We start from the raw sequence: 17,599 nt of genomic DNA on the forward strand, positions 1-17,599 counted from the left end.
AATTATTTCTCTAGTACAGAAAGGCCTGTGCTAGCGTTACTTTCAAGCCTAGCTAGCCTCACTTACTCGTGAACTCTTTTATCAAGTTAAAGGTTTGTTGATATTCTTCAGCCACTAAATCATTAATCAACATATAGGCGTGGATCATGCTATCAAACTGATGATGCAGCACGCTAACGCCGTGCTGTGTTAACTTTTTAGCATAAGCACAACCTTCATCGCGTAACGGATCACACCCTGCTGTAATGACTAAGGTTGGCGGCATATTATCTGCAAAGTTTTGCAATAGCGGCGATGCCTTTTGGGCGATCGCTAACTTATCGTTATCGTTATCGTTATCGTTATCGTCAGAAAAGTATTGCTCAAAATACCATTCAACCTTGGCCATTTCTAATAAAAAGCCCTCCCCGTTTTCCTGACAGGAAGGGAAACTCATGGTGTAATCAACACTTGGATAAACCAATATTTGTTTGTCGATTGTCACTGCTTTATTGTCAAGATTGTTAGCCACAAGGCTAGTACAAATTGCGCCACCAGCGCTATCGCCAGCAATATATAACGTGTCAGTAAACTGATGACCATCAAGTAATTCGGCGAAGTTTTCTAACAGATACTGACAGTCATTAAGCCCCTGTGGGTAAAGGTATTCAGGCGCTAAGCGATAATCAATGCACATTACAATCGCTTGGCAATGTTTTGCTAATTCTCGGCTAATGGGATCGTATAGCTCAATCGAGCCGCACATATGGCCGCCACCGTGAAAATGCAGCAACACAGGTAAGGCTTTATCTGGCGCAGGGTTATAAATTCGAACGCGAACTTGTGTCTCATAATTTGGTAAATAGACATCGCTAACACTGGCAATGTCAGGCCCATCTGCCATGAGCCCAGCCAAGTTATTAAGGCCATCACGAGTCGCTTGTGGCGTATAACCAATACCTTGCGCTTTTGCATTTGCAATGGCTTCATTAACCTGTGCTAAAAAAGGTTCAAGTTTTGGTGAAACACTCCCTCGCATTAGCTTTCTCCTTGTTGTTTTGCAGTCTCAGGTAAAAAGAAGCTACCGATGAAAAAGGTGGTACTAACAATCGCAATTAACACAAATGACTGTGTAAAATCGCCGTTATTCATATCAACCATCTTGCCAAATAACCACAGGAGAATCGTTGAGAACAGGTAGCTAATTGAGTAGAACAGGCTGAAAATCACCGTAATACGCGCGGTTGTCATGTTTGGCAGTTCGTGTGGAATCGACACAAGTGCAGTAACAGGCAGAAAGATAAAGAAGCCCAATAACATCGCTGAAGTCATTTGAACAACAGGTGACGAGCTAAATGATAATCCAATAATCGTAAGAGTAATCATTAATCCAGACCAGCGAATAATCGGTACTCGTTTCGGGAATTTTTTGCTGTAAATAATACCTGCGAAAGTGCCGATGATCCCAAAGCCAATCACCCATTTGCTTTGGCTAATTCCCGCTTGTGGGTAAAAGGTAAACAAACAAATATAGAAAGTAAGTAATCCGGCATAAGTCAGGCCATAAACCCAATTAAACTTATCTTTGAGGCCTTCCCAATAAGAATACGTTGCTGCAGGTTCACTACTTGAGCCACTCGTTTGCTCAACGTTGAATTTAACCAATAACCATACTGCCGCCAATACAAAGCTCATCACTGAAAACACAATTAAGCTTTCTTTCCAACCACCAGTAAGTGCGTTGATATCGCTCATAAACCATAAAATAATTGCGGTGCCGACATTAAAAGCCACCGCGTTTAACCCGTTAATGGCTGGGCGTTCTTCAACGGTAAAAAACTGCATCACAATAGGATTAAAATAGACAATCATAAACGCGCCGCCTAATCCCATCAGGAATCGGCTTAGTAATAACCATTCATAATTAGGTGACATCGGCGTGAAAATGCCGATAGCAATTAATACGCTTGATACTAAAAACGCGTACTTCACCCCTAACTTTACGGCAAGCCATGCCGCCCCAAAGGTGCCAACAATTTTTGCAAAAGTGACCATGCCACTAATAAAGCTCGCGGATGCCAAACTATCCACCTTCATGGCCAACATAATTTGCTCCATACTGGCAGCGCCGCCAACCCACGCCATCGCAAATAGCATGTAACTGAGAAAAACTAAGGCTTCGACAAGGTATTTGTTCGTAATATTCATCTATGGTAATTTCTTGTATCGATAAAGTCTGATAGTAAGATTACCCCAAGGATCACCCCAAATATGTGGCACCTTAGTACACTACTCTTAAAAACGTAATCAGATAAAATTCTCTTTTCGATAACAAGCCTTTAATTTACAAGGAATTGCTGTGTTAGTTTGGATATCTTTAGATAGATGGTTTGTTACCTTTGTAGCGATTGGCTACCTAGCACTCTTATTCGTCATCGCTTATCTTGGGCAGAAACAGTCACCAGCACAATGGCGCTCTCGGCCGTGGATTTACAGCCTAGCATTGGGCGTGAGTTGTACCTCATGGGCGTTCTATGGCACGGTTGGACAAGCGGCCACAACTGGGGCTTGGCTTGCACCCATTTATATTGGCAGTATTCTCTGTTTAGTGGCCGCATGGCCGATGTTGCTAAAAATCCTCACCATCGTAAAACAACAAAACTTGACCTCAATCGCCGATTTTATTGCGTTTCGCTATGATCGCTCTCCGATGCTTGCAGCAGCGATTGCGCTCACTGTTTTAACAGGCACAGTGCCTTATATTGCGCTGCAATTAAGGGCGATTAGCACAAGTTTCGACTTACTCACTGGCACCTATCAATCGGGCATAAGCACCGCCTTTGTAGTTACTTTGGTACTTATTGTTTTTAGTATTTTGTTTGGTACACGCCAAATAGCCGCCAGCAAACAAAATCAAGGTCTAATGCTTGCGATTGCGGTAAGTTCAGTTGTGAAATTATTTGCATTATTGGCCGTTGGCATCTTTGCCACTTTTTATGTTTTTGACGGGGTTGAACATCTTTTAGCAGCTCAAAAACAATTGCCGCAAGCGCCGGTGAGTAATTCTTACTTGGCAATTTCACAAGCGATACTTGGGGCAATCACGATCTTTATCTTGCCTCAACAATTTCACATGATGATGATAGAAAATCACCATCAACAAGAATTGAAAACAGCGCGCTGGCTTTACCCAGCTTATCTCTTGCTGATTAACGTTTTTGTATTGCCTATCGCCATTGCAGGACAAGCGTCTTTCCCCGGTGGCAGTGTCGACGCTGACACATTTGTCTTAACCCTACCGTTGTTTTATCAACAAGCTTGGTTAGGGCTCGTGGTGTTTATTGGTGGTTTAGCCGCAGCAACATCGATGGTTATTGTGTCAGCTATCGTACTCAGTAACATGCTATCGACTGAAGTTATCACCCCGTTGATGCTCAAAATGAGACGTTTTGATGCCAGTCAAACACCGCAACTGTCAGGTTCATTGTTAACAGCAAGGCGCATCACCATTGGCGTCACCTTGTTACTGGCATTTAGTTTTGAACGATTTATCAGTCAACACGATCACCTAGCAACCATTGGTTTACTGTCTTTTGTCTTATTATCGCAATTCGCACCAGCAACTATTGGCGCACTGTATTGGCGAAAAGGTACATCACAAGGCGCATTAGTTGGTTTAGTCGTCGGTGCTTTAGTTTGGCTATACACCCTATTTTTGCCTTTGTTTTTTAAAGAATCTAGCTGGCTTGCTCATGGGTTGTTTGGGCTGGAATGGCTAAAACCAACCGCCTTATTTGGCCTTGATTGGTTCGATGAAGTAACCCATGGCGTGGCTATTAGCCTATTGCTCAATACATTATCCTTTATTGCCGTCTCATTAAGCAGTCACCGCAGCGTAGGCGAAAAACTGCAAGCAGAGCTCTACATTAGCAAGAGCCAAAGTAAGTTTGAACAGCGCCTTACATTCGATGATTTATCTAACTTACTCCATCGTTTTACCAACGATGAAATTGCAAACAAGCTCAACAATTTCAGTCGTCAAAATGCAACCTTAGAACAAGCGATCGAGTTTACTCGTCTGCAACTCTCTGGGGTTTTGGGATCAGCGTCGACACGCATGGTAATGAAAGCGGCTTCAACATCTCAACAAATGCCGCTAGAAGATGTTGTTAGTATTGTTGATGAAGCCAATCAGATGTTCGAGTTCAATCGAGAATTGTTGCAATCTGGTGTTGAAAATATCGAACAAGGAATTAGCGTTGTCGATGCCGATATGCGCATTGTTGCGTGGAATCAACGTTATGTTGATTTACTCGGCTATCCGTCTGGTTTTGTCACTGCGGGAAAATCAGTGCGTGAATTACTCCAACACAATGTCGATAAGGGCATTATCAGTGGAACCCAAGCTGATGAACTCGTTGAACGACGCATCGAACATATGCGTTTAGGCCACAATCATCAATTTCAACGTACCATGCCCAACGGCGTCGTGTTAGAAATACTAGGTCAAGCAATGCCCGGCGGCGGATTTGTTAGCACCTATTCTGATATCACCGCCCATATAGAAGCCGAAAAAGCACTACGTCTTGCTAACGAAAATCTAGAAAAACGTGTACAACAACGTACCCAAGAACTTGAGAATGCCAAAGCAGAAGCTGAGGCAGCCAATCGCAGTAAGACCCGTTTTTTAGCCGCCACAAGCCACGATTTAATGCAGCCATTTAATGCACTATCTTTGTTTACCTCAATGCTTAAAAACCGTGTTGATGGCACAGAGTTAGCAGAGCTGGCGGATCACATCGGTGATTCTCTCAATGTCGTTGAAGGCTTGTTGTCTGACTTGGTTGAGATTTCGCGTCTCGATAGTGGTTCACAAAAAGTAGAGCTTAGTGAATTCGCCGTTGATGATGTTTTATCAACGCTAGAAAACGAATTTAAGGTATTAGCAGCCCACGACAATATTGCATTTAGTTATCATAAAAGTACGGCTGTTGTGCATTGTGACAAACGAATGTTGCGCCGAATTATTCAAAACTTTCTATCCAATGCCGTGCATTATTGTAATGACAAAATTGGTCATAAATCAGCAGTCACAAATAAAATATTACTTGGCGTACGTCTTCATAAAAACAGTCTCACTATTGAAGTGTGGGACAATGGCCCTGGCATTTCAGACGCAGGACAACAGCAAATATTTAAAGAATTCGAACGCCTTGATACTCATCGTGAAATTCCCGGCTTAGGACTTGGCCTTGCCATTTGCGATCGCATGGCAAGAATTTTAGATGCATCTATTTCGATTCAATCATCACTTAACAAAGGCACTGGATTTAAAATTGAAATTCCTCGCGTGACAACGCCATTATCGTCAGCGCCAACAGCCGCCGTATTAACGAATGAAACTGTCGCTAATGACTTTGACGGTATTCCTGTCTTAGTAATCGATAACGATCATTTAATGCTAACAGCTATCTCGTCGCAACTCTCAGACTGGGGTTTTAAGGTGGTCACAGCTAAAGATCTCGCTAGCGCCAATACTGTAATAGAAACGGTTACGCCTAAGTTAGTAATCGCTGACTACCATTTAGATAATAATGTAAATGGTGTTGATGTAGTATTTAATATACAAACTACAAACAACTGGCAGCTTCCTTGTATTATTTGTTCAGCCGATCCATCAGAACAAGTACGCCAGCACACCAGCGATGCCAACTACCTATTTTTGCGCAAACCGGTAAAATCGTTGGCGTTGAAGCGTTTGATAAAGCAGTTGTTGTAACTTTCAGGACTAAATCTAATATTGCAGGTTTTGGTGTGCTAGCAACTGTGACTCACATCTTTAATTGGGTCACTGTGCACACCAGTTACTTTCTTAACGTTAAGTGGTTACCCACTAATCACTGCGATTCTCAGGTGCCGCTAACATCAATTGTTGATAAGCCAGTCCAGCCAAGGTGCGGTTGTTCACTTTTAGTTTTACCAAAATCGCCGATACGTGTTTTTTGACAGTGGTTTCTTTGATATCTAAATCATAAGCAATTTGTTTGTTTAAACGTCCGTCAGCAATTTGCGTTAACACAATATATTGCTGCGGTGTTAGCTGTGCTAACTGCTTAGCAAGATGCTGATTAGCTTGACTGTTCTCGTTATCAATGGTGTCTGTCTCAACATGACTAGGCAGCCATACTTCCCCATCGAGTACAACTTCAATCGCTTGCCCTATCGTTGTCAAATCAGCTGATTTAGGAATAAACGCCGCCGCGCCGAAACTAATCGCTTTTTGCATGGTTTGCACATTGTCATCAGATGACACCATGATTACCACTAAATCAGGATAATGATTTTGCAGCTGAGTAAGGCCAGTGAATCCATTGTTGCCTGGCATGTGTAAATCAAGAAACACTATTTCTAAATTTGGATTAGCCTCGACTCCAATGAGTAAATCATCAAAGCAATCCGCTTCTATAACCCCCGCATCAGGTAAGCACTCAACAATAGCTTGCTTAAGCGCCGTTCTAAACAGTGGATGATCATCAGCAATAATAACTTGTGGTTGCATTGGTTTTCCTTAAATGAAAGTGCCGACAATTAAGTCGGCACTGTTATTTAATCTAAATGTGAGTTCGTCGGATCTTATGATGTGCAATGTAATATAGCGCGTTCCTTTAGATGTATCGATAGCACATCAGTTACTTTTCTTTGCGTCGCCAAAGAAAAGTAACCAAAAGAAAGGCGACCCGAACTTTACCGCTTATCTAAAATTACAAATCGCTTTATCGATACCATATTTGATCCGCATCCTGCGGCAAATATTAAAAAATCATCCATGATTTTTTCATCGCGCAATTTGCACTTTTAGGCGTTAAAGAGCGGGACTAGCCCACACTTAGCGTTGATATATTCAGCTAAAACTGATAACTCGCCGTTAAAGAAACTGTTCTTGGATCACCATAATAACTAATCAACGTATTATCACCACCTAATCCCGGAGCGTAACCGCCATCTGGTAATGGAGTCACAAATTGATAACCGCCAACCATATACTCTTCGTCAGTTAGGTTTTTCATGTGCAAACCTACACTCCAATCAGTATCATCATCATACCAAGTGATGCTTGCATTCAGAAGACCATAGCCGTCTTGAGTTAATAGGCTGTTTTCTTCAAACAATACATAATCATCGCGGTAGTAGTAACTTGCATTAACAATGAAATCACCCATTGATGACTCAATGGTGTAATTAGCACCAAGGTTATAAGTAAAATCAGGCGTATTTGAAATGGTAAAGGTATCAGATTTATCAAATACAGCACCTGTTTCAGGGTTAGTATCTAACACTTCTTCAAACTCTGAATCGATAAAACCAAAGCTCGCGTTAAACATTAATTCATCAGTTGCCAGATAGGTAAATTCAGCTTCAATACCTTGGCCTGTTGATGAGCCAATATTACCTAAGCGTTGATTTAGCTCAGTTGAGTCCTTACCCGGTAATACAGAAATGTATTGACGATCTTTATGATCAAGTGAGAACAACGTTACGTTGGCGCGTAAACGATTATCTAACCATTCGCTTTTCATACCGATCTCAATTGAATCAACGTTTTCAGGATCAGCCGCTTGCTCTGCGGTGGTTGCACGCGGGTTAAAAGTACCTGATTTAAAGCCTTGTGAGAAACTAGCAAACAATAACATATCGTTATTAGCTTGATATTCAACGCCAATACGCGGCGTAAATTTAGACCATTCTTCAGAGTCGTCTAACACCACAGGGACTAAATCACCTTCAGGACGAACATAACCATCAACCCAACCAGACTCAGGGTAAACGGTATCAAATATTAATCCATTTCGAACTTTTGAATCTTTTTTATCCTTGGTATAACGAGCACCCGCCGTTACCGACCATTGTTCATCAATATCATAGGTCGCTTGTGCATATAACGCTTGGCTTTTCGCGTTACTACAACCACTTACCTCACGCGTTAAACCCGGTGTTTTGAAAGCCGATTGGCCAAGTACATCTAATATCGCGTCAAATACACCACAAGATTTTCCGTCATATACATAAAGACCGCCCACCACTTTATAGTCTTCACCAACATTATTAATTTGTAGCTCGTGAGTGGTTTGCTCATCATCGTAAATCGCAGGAACGTCGAAGATTCGTAGCGGCGTGTTATCAAAATCGATGTTTGTTGGCGAGTAGCTTTCTCGTGATGAATACACATATTTCAATGTCGTGTTGTCATCGACATCGTATTTAGCCGTAAAGCTAATACCATCAAGCTCAACCTTGTTGTTGGTTGGCATACTTGTATAGGAGTCATAAACACTATCTGGTACTGGCGCATCGGTTAACAGACTTGGTAGTAAACGGTAACCACCTTTTGCATTAGATTTATCTTCTGTTTTATCCCAATCTAATTTAAGTAATAGATCTTCAGTTGCGTGATATTCCAGCGTGATACGGGCAGCCATCACTTCTTTGTTGTAGTTATCAGCGTCTTGGTTATCCAGAGCTGACAATAAAAACTCACCATAGCCATTGCGATTAAGACTAGCGACACCAAATCCAACATACAGTTTGTCTTCAATAAGCGGCACTTGACCTGTCAGTTTCAGATCTCCCTGACCATAACTTCCTACTGTGCCCTGTACGCTGAATTCTGCATCACCTGACATTTCTTTCGTAACATACTTAATCGCACCGCCAATGGTATTTTTACCATAAAGCGTTCCTTGCGGACCACGCAGCACTTCTACTCGCTCAATATCTAATAAATCTAAGACCGCGCCCTGTGGGCGAGCCATATATACATCATCGATGTAAATACCAACACCCGCTTCATAACCCCATAATGGATCTTGCTGACCTACACCACGGATAAACGCCGTAATAGTTGAGTTTGTACCACGACTGCGTTGTAGCGTTGTATTAGGCGAAAATTGTTGAACTTCGGTAATCACTTCAATGCCGCGCTCAGCTAAGTCAGTTGCACTAATCGATGTGATAGCCACTGGTACTTCTTGCAGACTTTCAACGGTTTTACGTGCCGTTACTTCGATACGCTCTAAAGCGCCATCTTTGGCTTTTTTATCATCTTCAGCTGCCATTAGCGGTTGAGCAACCAACGCGCTACTCACTGCCAGCGCTAGCGTACTAAGCTTTGCATACTTCATTTTCATGATTCTTCCCCATCATTCTTATGTTAGTTCTTATATTATTTTTATAACTAAGCTAAAGATGTAATTCGTTAACTTAGCGTTGTTATTTGAATTAATTTAATTGCCAAAAATCGACGATATCTTTCGCTGCGCTAAGTTGTGCTTTAGGTAAAAACGGTGCAACTACACCACCTCCTTCAACATCAGGGTTAACACTTAAGCCATGATCCATATCTGCGATGGTGACTAATTTGATATGTGCTTTTTGGCTATGGCCGACCCACTGCATAACGTCTGCATTCTTTTGCTTAGACATAGATAATGAGTTTAGCGACGAGAGCCGTGCCCATTGCTGAGCCAGTTTTGCTGAATTATCTGCATTGACAACATTGTCACTGCTACCAGTGATGACATACAGTGGCGGCCATTGTGAAGTATTGGGCGATGTCTTTCGTGCTAATGTTGCTAGCTCATCTGCACTTTGTGAAGGTCCTGTGCGCATACAAGAGATGGCTTTTATCAAGCTGTCTGCGCACGGGTACGGTAAGCCTGCGATTACCGCCCCACCGTTAAACTGTTCAGGATAGTTAACCAGCATGCTGCTGGCCATTGCCCCACCAGCTGACAACCCAGCGATATAAACTTTGTCTACGCCTAGCGTTTTTTTTGTGCTCGCAATCATATTCTTAAGTGACAACGTTTCACCTTTGTCACGGTCAGTATCTGGTGCAGAAAACCAATTAAAACACTGCTTAATATTATTAGTCTTGCTTTGTTGTGGTAATAACAAGGCAAAATTATGAGCCTTAGCTTGTGCTAAAAATCCACTTTGCTTTGCAAGTACCTTGGCATCTTGAACACAGCCATGCAGTAGCACAACTAAGGTTTTCGTTGAATTCGACGGTTTGAAATAACTCGCGGTTAATTCGCCTGGGTTATTACCAAATTGAGAGAGCGGTGAAAACTGAGCTTGCTTAGCTTGAATGACGGTAGAAAAACTCGCCATCGACAATAAGCCAAGTGCGAGCGCCGCTGCGCTAATGAGAGATTTATTATTGGGCATATTAGATTGCCTACTTTATATTCGATGGAGTTAGAATGGCGTAAACTGATTAGTAGTTGAATGGTACTTTAGATCCAAGATACAAAATAAATTAATTAACTTTCAAAATATGTAGGTAATAGAATTATTAATTACAATATAAGTTTTCAATTCCTAAAAAATACGTCATACCTTGATAAAATTAGTTAACTAAATGAAATACAAATAGATTTCATCCAATAATAAAAACGTTCTAAAATGAATTTTTTAATAAATATGAAGATTTCTGCCGTAAACAATGACTTTTGCAGTCAATTAACATCAGATATTAACAGAATATTAAATAGGCAGAGGCTAAAAACTACACTGCACTTAATTAACTTTGAATTGAAATATTACTTTTTATCTAATTAAAGAAGCCTACATAATCGTAATATTTAAAAAAATGGATTTATAAGAGGGCGTTCAATATTCTGTGTCAGGCTTAATTTTCTAAATATCAATGACGCTATCTAAACGCCCCTCAAAATATATCGCTAACTGAGAAACACACAAGCTCCAGTTATGGATTGGCATCGTCCATTTCTCAGAAGCATTCAATATGCCAGCATACAACAGCTTCAACAAGCTATTTTCGTTCGGGAATGCGCCTTTCGTCTTTGTTAACTTTCTAAACTGACGATGAACCGCTTCAACGGCGTTCGTGGTATATATCACCTTCCTGATGTGCTCAGGGTACTTAAAATAGTGAGATAGATTGTGCCACTTCCTGCGCCAGGAATTAATAACCAGCGGATATTTTTCGCCCCACTTCTCTTCTAGTTTATCGAGTGCTAATTCAGCTGCTTCCTTTGTGGGTGCACGATAGACAGGTTTTAAATCGGCCATAAAGGCTTTCTGATTTTTAGACGCGACGTACTTAAGTGAGTTTCGAATTTGATGAATGATGCAAAGCTGTGTTTCTGTCTCAGGAAAGATAGCTGCTATGGCTTCAGGAAAGCCGGTTAGCCCATCTACGCAGGCAATAAGAATATCTTTAACACCGCGATTATTAAGGTCGGTCAGCACTGAAAGCCAATAATTAGCCCCTTCGTTTTCTGATAAATGCAACCCTAATATCTCTTTTTTACCCTGCATATTAAGTGCTAATAACGTGTAGACAGCTTTGCTGATGTAGCGACCGTTTTCTTTGACCTTATAATGAATAGCATCGAGCCAAACAATTGGGTAATGGCTATCTAATGGCCTTTGTTGCCATGCTTTAAGCTCAGGAATAAGCTTGTCAGTGACTGCGCTAATCGTTCCTGTGGCCACGTTAATACCGTACATCTCCTCTACATGTGCATTGATATCACGATAACTCATTCCCAAGCTAAACATCGAGAGTATTTTGCGATCGATTTCATCTGATAGTGAGGTTTGATTTTTCTTCACTAATTGAGGTTCAAATGTTCCATTGCGGTCTCGCGGAGTGTCGAGTTCAAAATTACCAGACGGGTGTTTGATGTTTTTACTTGTTCTGCCATTCTTTCTATTAGATTGATTATCGTTGGCTAAGTGGTGCTCTAGTTCGGCATTAAGAGCCGCTTCGGTTAATTGCTTAATCAAAGGGCCTAAGATGCCATCTTTACCAGTGAGGCTTTTACCAGCTTGTAAATCTGTTAATGCTTGCTCAAAATCAAAAGAGTTAGTCATGTGTCATTCCTGTTTTATTATATTATACTGAAATGACACAGAATTATGAACACTCCCATTTATAATCATAAAATCATCTTGTAGATCTAATTTTTATTTCTGTAATCAGTTCGCTCCTAGGCTCATACTTCGAACAAATTACAGTTATATCACCTAATATTTTCTCAACATACTTTAATATATCTTCCCATACTATAGATTCCTTCGTGTATAAGCAGAGGTATAATGTTGGAAATATCTCTCTAATTTGAGGTAATAGCTGTATAGTTTGCGTATTAAACCATATTTTATTTACATAACACCAAAGCCTAGCAATATTAGCTAACAAATCATTTAACAATAAGTAATTTTGAATAATATTCTCTTGAATTAGACTCGATGCCAATTTTTTTTTAGAATTCAAAGTCTTTTCAAACATTTCGACATAGGTTCTTTGAGAGACATTAATAGGACCATCGGTATATATATCATTCGCTAATGCACTAATTCCCTCCATACGTTTATTTATGTCCAAAAGAGGCTCTATTTCTTTAAAAATAAATATCCATTCAGGTATCTTTTTTTTACATAGAAATTGAAAATTCTCAAAGTTTGATAGAATAACATCGTACTTTAAACTATTTTTTACAAAAGACTCTTTTCTATATACCTTTGCTTTAGTGAAAATAATAATATCTACATCATTAAAATTCGACTTAGTATTAAATGAACCAAAAATACCGATAGATTCTATCTTATATTTTTGTGAATATTTGTTAAAAATAATACTTTTTATTTCATTTTTCATAATAAAAAAGGCTCATGCATGAGCCCTTACAATAGAGAATCTACTTAAAGTGTAGAAAGATTAATTCGGCCATGGGTATTTTTATCATTTAAAGGAATCATCAAGTAATTTTTAATAATTTTGGCATTAATAAAATTGCCAAAAGAGGAGCTTCCATGTTGATGTGCCTTGCTCCAAACTAAGTTTCCGTTTTCTTTGTCATACACTCTAATTTCAGTTTCATTTAACGCAATAATGAACCGAGTATGGTTTAATAACGATACAAATGGGTATATGTTGTTACCTTCGAATTTAACTTCCCACTCCGTATTTTCTCCGTTTTTCTTAATTAGACGATTAAAAAATAACATGTAAATTTCATTTGCGTTGGACAGTGTAATATCTGTACTTCTGTTTATATTATCTATGGTTGTAGACACCTCAACACAACTATCAAAACTACCACTTTTATTAAAAGTACAGAGCTCAGTGAATTTTATTGTTTCATCATCGATATCATAAATCAGAATTTGACTACCATCATTCGAAATTTCATATTTTCTTGATATTTCACTAAACTTTAATTCTTGTTCATGTTCATAATGTTCAAAAAAACTAAGTGCTACTCCGTTTTTTATAGTAATGACTTCAGTATTGCGCTTGGTTAATCTGACAATTAGAACTGTTTCACCATCCTGCGAAAATGAGACATTTGAGAATATACCATCACCTTTCCATATTGTTTTTTTGTCTTGAGTCAATTGAATACTCGTAAGCAATTTACTGCCATCTTCATAAGTTGTTCGACTTCCAAAAAGAACAATAGACTTTGAAGGGTTTTTATAGATATCTGTCACTAAAAAGTCTATTCCATTAACCTTCTTAGTTAAATCGAAGGCATGCAGAGTATTGTTATGTCCTATAACTTGTTTTGCTGCATGAGCTGAGCTAAGAGTTAATAAAGAAGTTAATACGATTATCGTACGAATAAATACTTGTGATTTCATTATTATTTCTCCATTAAAAAATCATTGTTGAATTTATTAGAAAATTTTGACGTTCTACGGGTATCCTTAACATCATTCTCATGATCATTGACTCCCTTTACATTATATTTTGGACACTCATTTCCAAAAAAGTTTTCCGGTTTAACCGTATTGTTCCTTTCATTTTCATCAATACCATTTCCATTATATCTTTGTAGGTACTCTTGGTGACTTTTCCAAATAGCCAAATGTAAATGAATTCCAAAGCCTTTATGTGTAGGCGTGTTACCTATTTTTCCAATTTCTCTACCACTAGAAAAATATGTTCCCTGAGTTACATTATTACCTATTGAAGCTAAGTGAATATACTTTATAAACTCTCCAGTACCTTGAACTTTCATTTCAACATAATTTCCATTAAAGGAGTGATTTCTTCCAACTTTTATTATTTCAACATTGGCAGGAGTATTTGCTGGAAGTCCTACATTTCCCGCAACACCAATATCCCATGCAGGGTGAAAGTCCCAATAGTACTCAGTACTCTTAGTATTTTTATTATACTTAGCTAGTGTCCTCCAGCCCCAATCTTCTGTAATCCTAGCATAAGGTCGAGTAGTCAGATCTGCCCAGCATTTTAATTTATCTGACTCTTGGTCTTTTCGCCTATCATTATCACTACCGCTTCCATCATATCCATCATACTCATCATAATCGATATCGATCTCCTCCTCAATATCTCGATCCCAAATAGGTTCTATTGGATCGTCCCACCCATCAGGTAAAACGGCCCTGCATCTCTCAATCCCCATTACAGGATCATATTCACAAGCAAGAGCATCAGATTGCCACGTAATAAACAAAGCTGGAGCTAAAAGAATCCTTAAAGCTAAAGTAGATTTATTGAACATTATTATTTCCTTTTAAAAACGAACAAATAAAGTAACTATTCACTAGGGAAAATTATTTTCTAAGGATCCTTTTTAGCTATTGACCGATCCTGCCAGTATGCCAAGCTAGGGCTATGACTTAATCGCCCTAGCTTCAATGAACTTAAACAGCATCAACATCACTGAAATAGTTGAGCAAACTAAAGCTCAGTTACAAGAAGATAAGACACTCACGCCTGCGTTGAAGATGTCTATCGAGCTTATTCTTGTTATCGTTGTTATGCTTGCCAGTAAATTGGGACTTAACAGTAAAAATAGTAGTATCCCGCCATCAAAAGATATTAACCGAGAAAAACAAACCAAAGCTAAATCAGATAAGCTAGCGGGTGGACAAAAAGGCCGAACGGGTAAAACGCTGACTCAAACAGAAACGCCCGATGAGATAGAAGTCATTTTAGTTGACCGAGACATGTTACCTCAAGGACGTTATCGTGAGGTGGGTTTTCAAAAGCGGCAAGTTGTCGATATCGACATCAGTAAAGTGGTGACAGAATACCAAGCGCAAATTCTGGAAAATGCGCAAGGAAAGCGTTTTGTGGGTGAATTTCCAGAAGGCGTTAACAGTCCGATCCAGTATGGCGTTGGTGTGAAAGCGCATGCCGTTTACTTATCCCAATATCAATTACTTCCTTATAATCGTATTGAAGAATACTTTGCCGACCAGCTCGGTCTCCCCGTCAGTGCGGGTAGTTTGTTTAACTTTAATGAGCAAGCCGCTGCACTGGTCAAGTCATCAGGTGCAGAAGATATCATAAAAACGGCATTACAAAGCCCTCATCAAACATTACATGTTGATGAAACAGGTATTAATATCGGCGGAAAACGGCGATGGCTTCATGGCGCGTCAACGACATGGTGGACGTATTTTTATCCTCATGAAAAAAGAGGAAAAATAGCGATGGATGACGCCGATATTCTTCCTCACTTTAGTGGTGTACTGTGTCATGACCATTGGAAACCGTATTATCAATATACCAAGTGCCAACATGCCTTATGCAATGCTCATCATATCCGAGAGTTAGAAAGAGCATGGGAGCAAGATGGCATGCAATGGGCGAAGGCGTTGCAAACCTTACTGAAGGACATGAATAAACATCAAATTGATAACCCCAACTTAGACGAAGACACTAAGCGGCAATACTTAACGCAATATCAAAAAATACTAGCCGCAGGTGAAATTGAATGTCCAGCGCCAGATGAAAACAGCCGAATAAAAGGTCAGCGAGGGCGATTAAAACGAACAAAATCCAGAGCATTGTTAGAGCGATTAAGAGATTATCAAGATGATGTCTTACGCTTTCTGACGAGCACTGCTGTCCCATTTACCAATAATCAAGGCGAGAATGATATTAGGATGACAAAAGTTCATCAAAAAATATCTGGATGCTTTAGAAGTATGCAAGGCGCAGAGATGTTCTGTTTGATCAGAAGCTATTTATCGACTTGCAGAAAACAATATGTATCTGCAAGCCTAGCCCTTGAATTGCTATTCAAAAATCAGCTTCCAGATGTATTTATTGAAGATAAGGCTGAATAGTTACCAAATAAAATAACATAAAACCCACCTTTCAATTACAAATAAAACCAAAAAAAGTAACACTTAAACAAAAACTGTTACGTAACTCACACTTAATCCACCGTGATACAACGATATTGTCACTCTAATTACAGAGAGCTTCTCAATCTTAGGTTAATCAATAAATATCGGAAACTACACGATTAATGTTGCAAAATTTAAAACAACCTAACGTTTTGTCCGAACTTGCTCTTCTATAAGACAAGCTCCCTACATCAGTAAATATAGAATTGAAGTATCAATTTAAGAAAAATGTTATTTAAGCAAAGCACTGGTACAAAAATGGACTTTAACGACTAAATTAAATACTTTATAGCTCAGTATGCAATATCGATTGGATAGTAAAATTAAATGATAATTAACTCTTACAACACATAAAAATCGTAAGCTCTACCTTTAACTTATAAAAAGTCATCAATTAGTCATATATAGCAAGAATTTAACGATCAATGATATTTTTTATGACTGATAACTCAGCTATATAACTCAGTTAACTGATTAATAAATGATTGCGCGGCTACAGACAGCGGTTTTCGGTGCTTGGTCACTATGCCAACACGGCGCATTAATGCTGGCGAGTGAAGCGGTATACAGCAAGCTCCCAAAGCTTCAAATAATGGTGCAGACAAAGAAGGTACAGCGCTTACTCCCAATCCACTTGCCACCATTTGGCCAATGGTGGCCAACTGATTAGCTTCAAATTCAGGATTAAACGTTAATCCTTGTTGCGCTAATAGCGCTTCAATTTGCGCGCTAATGTTTGACGGTTTTTGCAATGCAATAAATGGCGACAACAACAATGTTTGCCACGAAATATCGTTATGTGTTTTTGCGTGTTGCGGCGAGAACGCTGCTACAAACTTATCTTCAAACAGTGGAATAAAATCCAACTGAGGTTGCTCCGGCACTTCAAACACCAAGGCCAATTCAACTTGCTCATCACACACCATTTGCACAGCATCTTCAGCAATGACGTCATGTAGTTTTATTTTAACTTGAGGATAATCCTGCCTAAATTGTTTCAAATAGTTCGGTACTAAACCACTAGCAAAAGACGGCATAGCCGCAATAGACAACATGCCGTGCTCTAATGAAAACGACTGGGTTAAATCAACAAAGGCATCATCCCATTCTTGCAGTAAACGCTTCGCCGTTGGCAAAAACAACGCGCCTTCGGGGGTTAGTACAACAGCGCGCGTGGTGCGTGATAACAGCGAGCCGCCGACTTCTTGTTCTAGATTTTTAATCGCGATACTCAGCGCGGGCTGTGAAATATGTAAAATTTCACACGCCGCCATAAAGCTTTCTTGCTGCGCCACAACAACAAAGGCCTTTAGTTGTTTTAGGGTTATGCTCATCCCACACCTTTTATTTATTTTTTTTATAAATTAATGAAAACAATAAATTTGATTAATAAACGAACTTATCACAAGCTTGTACTCAA

General features: G+C 39.5%; 12 protein-coding genes. 2 read left to right on the plus strand and 10 right to left on the minus strand.

Going from position 1 to position 17,599, the window contains the following annotated elements; all coding sequences use genetic code 11:
• Positions 1 to 58: 58 nt before the first annotated feature.
• Together ACMAZF_RS15970 and ACMAZF_RS15975 are read right to left on the minus strand one after the other, a co-directional pair.
• Positions 59 to 1,018: an alpha/beta hydrolase gene (locus tag ACMAZF_RS15970; RefSeq protein ID WP_435274741.1), complete on the minus strand. Its 960-nt coding sequence runs from the start codon at positions 1,016 to 1,018 to the stop codon at positions 59 to 61.
• Positions 1,018 to 2,187: an MFS transporter gene (locus tag ACMAZF_RS15975; RefSeq protein ID WP_435274742.1), complete on the minus strand. Its 1,170-nt coding sequence runs from the start codon at positions 2,185 to 2,187 to the stop codon at positions 1,018 to 1,020. The genes ACMAZF_RS15970 and ACMAZF_RS15975 overlap by 1 nt, the downstream gene beginning before the upstream one ends.
• A gap of 151 nt (positions 2,188 to 2,338) precedes the next feature.
• Between ACMAZF_RS15975 and ACMAZF_RS15980 the strand changes: the two genes are divergently transcribed.
• Positions 2,339 to 5,758, plus strand: coding sequence for a PAS domain-containing hybrid sensor histidine kinase/response regulator (locus tag ACMAZF_RS15980; RefSeq protein WP_435274743.1), 3,420 nt, complete (start codon positions 2,339 to 2,341; stop codon positions 5,756 to 5,758).
• A 114-nt stretch (positions 5,759 to 5,872) separates the two neighbouring features.
• Here the strand turns inward: ACMAZF_RS15980 and ACMAZF_RS15985 are convergent, their stop codons facing one another.
• From ACMAZF_RS15985 to ACMAZF_RS16015, 7 genes are all read right to left on the minus strand, one after another.
• Positions 5,873 to 6,538, minus strand: a complete 666-nt coding sequence (locus ACMAZF_RS15985; RefSeq protein WP_435274744.1) for a response regulator transcription factor — start codon at positions 6,536 to 6,538, stop codon at positions 5,873 to 5,875.
• A gap of 346 nt (positions 6,539 to 6,884) precedes the next feature.
• On the minus strand, positions 6,885 to 9,164 hold the full coding sequence (locus tag ACMAZF_RS15990; RefSeq protein ID WP_435274745.1) for a TonB-dependent receptor: 2,280 nt from the start codon (positions 9,162 to 9,164) through the stop codon (positions 6,885 to 6,887).
• A gap of 91 nt (positions 9,165 to 9,255) precedes the next feature.
• Complete coding sequence (locus tag ACMAZF_RS15995; RefSeq protein ID WP_435274746.1) at positions 9,256 to 10,206, minus strand: extracellular catalytic domain type 1 short-chain-length polyhydroxyalkanoate depolymerase; 951 nt, start codon at positions 10,204 to 10,206, stop codon at positions 9,256 to 9,258.
• 471 nt (positions 10,207 to 10,677) lie between these two features.
• Positions 10,678 to 11,880 carry an IS256 family transposase gene (locus ACMAZF_RS16000; protein ID WP_435273936.1) on the minus strand — a complete coding sequence of 401 codons (1,203 nt, stop codon included), beginning with the start codon at positions 11,878 to 11,880 and terminating at the stop codon, positions 10,678 to 10,680.
• Positions 11,881 to 11,953: 73 nt separating this feature from the next.
• Positions 11,954 to 12,667: a hypothetical protein gene (locus ACMAZF_RS16005; RefSeq protein ID WP_435274747.1), complete on the minus strand. Its 714-nt coding sequence runs from the start codon at positions 12,665 to 12,667 to the stop codon at positions 11,954 to 11,956.
• Between the two features lie 44 nt (positions 12,668 to 12,711).
• Positions 12,712 to 13,653 carry a hypothetical protein gene (locus tag ACMAZF_RS16010; RefSeq protein ID WP_435274748.1) on the minus strand — a complete coding sequence of 314 codons (942 nt, stop codon included), beginning with the start codon at positions 13,651 to 13,653 and terminating at the stop codon, positions 12,712 to 12,714.
• Positions 13,654 to 13,655: 2 nt separating this feature from the next.
• Positions 13,656 to 14,540, minus strand: a complete 885-nt coding sequence (locus tag ACMAZF_RS16015; RefSeq protein WP_435274749.1) for a M23 family metallopeptidase — start codon at positions 14,538 to 14,540, stop codon at positions 13,656 to 13,658.
• Positions 14,541 to 14,676: 136 nt separating this feature from the next.
• On the opposite strand from ACMAZF_RS16015, the gene tnpC reads away from it, so the two are divergent.
• On the plus strand, positions 14,677 to 16,116 hold the full coding sequence (tnpC, locus tag ACMAZF_RS16020) for an IS66 family transposase (RefSeq protein WP_435274516.1): 1,440 nt from the start codon (positions 14,677 to 14,679) through the stop codon (positions 16,114 to 16,116).
• 512 nt (positions 16,117 to 16,628) lie between these two features.
• Here tnpC and ACMAZF_RS16025 read toward each other — a convergent pair.
• Positions 16,629 to 17,513 (minus strand): LysR family transcriptional regulator, encoded by an 885-nt coding sequence (locus ACMAZF_RS16025; RefSeq protein ID WP_435274750.1) that lies wholly within the window; start codon positions 17,511 to 17,513, stop codon positions 16,629 to 16,631.
• Positions 17,514 to 17,599 lie beyond the last annotated feature (86 nt).

Origin of the sequence: Psychrobium sp. nBUS_13 (assembly GCF_051201665.1) — a bacterium.
Classification (GTDB): Bacteria; Pseudomonadota; Gammaproteobacteria; order Enterobacterales; family Psychrobiaceae; genus Psychrobium.

Bases quoted from the DNA above. Each gene is read 5' to 3' on its own strand.
- ACMAZF_RS15970 (WP_435274741.1), bottom strand. From the start codon at position 1,018: ATGCGAGGGAGTGTTTCACCAAAACTTGAACCTTTTTTAGCACAGGTT.
- ACMAZF_RS15975 (WP_435274742.1), bottom strand. From the start codon at position 2,187: ATGAATATTACGAACAAATACCTTGTCGAAGCCTTAGTTTTTCTCAGT.
- ACMAZF_RS15985 (WP_435274744.1), bottom strand. From the start codon at position 6,538: ATGCAACCACAAGTTATTATTGCTGATGATCATCCACTGTTTAGAACG.
- ACMAZF_RS15990 (WP_435274745.1), bottom strand. From the start codon at position 9,164: ATGAAAATGAAGTATGCAAAGCTTAGTACGCTAGCGCTGGCAGTGAGT.
- ACMAZF_RS15995 (WP_435274746.1), bottom strand. From the start codon at position 10,206: ATGCCCAATAATAAATCTCTCATTAGCGCAGCGGCGCTCGCACTTGGC.
- ACMAZF_RS16000 (WP_435273936.1), bottom strand. From the start codon at position 11,880: ATGACTAACTCTTTTGATTTTGAGCAAGCATTAACAGATTTACAAGCT.
- ACMAZF_RS16005 (WP_435274747.1), bottom strand. From the start codon at position 12,667: ATGAAAAATGAAATAAAAAGTATTATTTTTAACAAATATTCACAAAAA.
- ACMAZF_RS16010 (WP_435274748.1), bottom strand. From the start codon at position 13,653: ATGAAATCACAAGTATTTATTCGTACGATAATCGTATTAACTTCTTTA.
- ACMAZF_RS16015 (WP_435274749.1), bottom strand. From the start codon at position 14,540: ATGTTCAATAAATCTACTTTAGCTTTAAGGATTCTTTTAGCTCCAGCT.
- tnpC (WP_435274516.1), top strand. From the start codon at position 14,677: ATGAACTTAAACAGCATCAACATCACTGAAATAGTTGAGCAAACTAAA.
- ACMAZF_RS16025 (WP_435274750.1), bottom strand. From the start codon at position 17,513: ATGAGCATAACCCTAAAACAACTAAAGGCCTTTGTTGTTGTGGCGCAG.